General features: G+C 67.0%; 2 protein-coding genes. One reads left to right on the forward strand and one right to left on the reverse strand.

Annotated elements, in window-relative coordinates:
- Nucleotides 1-162: 162 nt before the first annotated feature.
- Nucleotides 163-555: a hypothetical protein gene (locus ABZY20_RS37480; RefSeq protein ID WP_145960187.1), complete on the reverse strand. Its 393-nt coding sequence runs from the start codon at nucleotides 553-555 to the stop codon at nucleotides 163-165.
- Between the two features lie 4 nt (nucleotides 556-559).
- Between ABZY20_RS37480 and ABZY20_RS37485 the strand changes: the two genes are divergently transcribed.
- A partial coding sequence (locus ABZY20_RS37485; protein WP_356448046.1) for a DUF2884 family protein occupies nucleotides 560-1,029 on the forward strand: 470 nt, incomplete at its 3' end.

The following is a 1,029-nucleotide window of genomic DNA, read 5'->3' on the forward strand; positions in this document are numbered from 1 at the left end:
GCGCGAATGCGCGTGAAGGAACTTTTCACGCGACAACCGTGTTAGAGGCCTGTTTTCAAGGCAAAAATGAATGAAATGAACGAGCAAGTAGCGCGCAATAACGTCGCTATCGTGCCGACGTTCGAGTCTGCGCGAACGTTGCTCGAGTTCGCGCTGAAACCCTTATGGCGCAAGAAAACCGCTTGAAAAAACGGGTTTCGTCGCAGATGGACGGCGCATGAACATCGCCCGCGCGGGCTCGATCGCGCGCAGCGCGAACGCACGCGGCGGCGCGCGTGCGATGCCGCGAACGCGCGATGATTGTTTGAACGGATCGGAAATGCCGCGTTTTCCGGCCTGTTCGGCGCGTTGCCGAAACCCGTTTTCGCGCGCGTTCGCCGCGCGTATGCGCATGACGATGCATGCGCGACGACGCATTGCTTGCAACGCGTAAGCAATATCCAGGCGCCAGGATCGGCACGGCCAACCGCCATGACGAAGGTCATGCCGCCCAAAGGCACGCGCCGCGCCGACGGCGCCGGCCGCAAGCTGGGGCCATTCCACCGTCCAGGACACGACGATGCCGTCTCGCCCGCCCTTCCGCCTGCCGTACCGCCTCGCCGCCGCGGCCGCCGCGATGCTCGCCTGCGGCGCCGCCTTCGCCGATGTCAAGGTCGACGGCCACTGCGAGATCGACAGCCCCTATCAGCTCACCCTCAACGAACGCAGCCTGATCCTGACCCGCCAGGACGGCGAGCCCAAGGCGCTGGTGATGCGCCAGGGCCGGCTGTTCGTCGACGACCGTTGGGTCGCGCTCAGCGCCGACGACTCGCGCCGCCTGGCCGAGTTCGAACGCGGCGCGCGCGCGGCCATGCCCGAGACCCAGGCCATCGCCCGCGAGGCCGCCGACATCGCTTTGATCGCGCTGGGCGAGGTCGCGGCCAAGCTCGGCAACCATCCCGACCGCACCCAGGCCAAGGTCGCGCAAGCGCGCAAGCAGCTCGACGCCAGCCTGCGCGACGCGATCGGCCCGACCCGCTTCAGCGGCAA

Source organism: Streptomyces sp. NPDC006624 (assembly GCF_040611555.1).
In the GTDB taxonomy this organism is placed as follows: Bacteria; Actinomycetota; Actinomycetes; order Streptomycetales; family Streptomycetaceae; genus Streptomyces.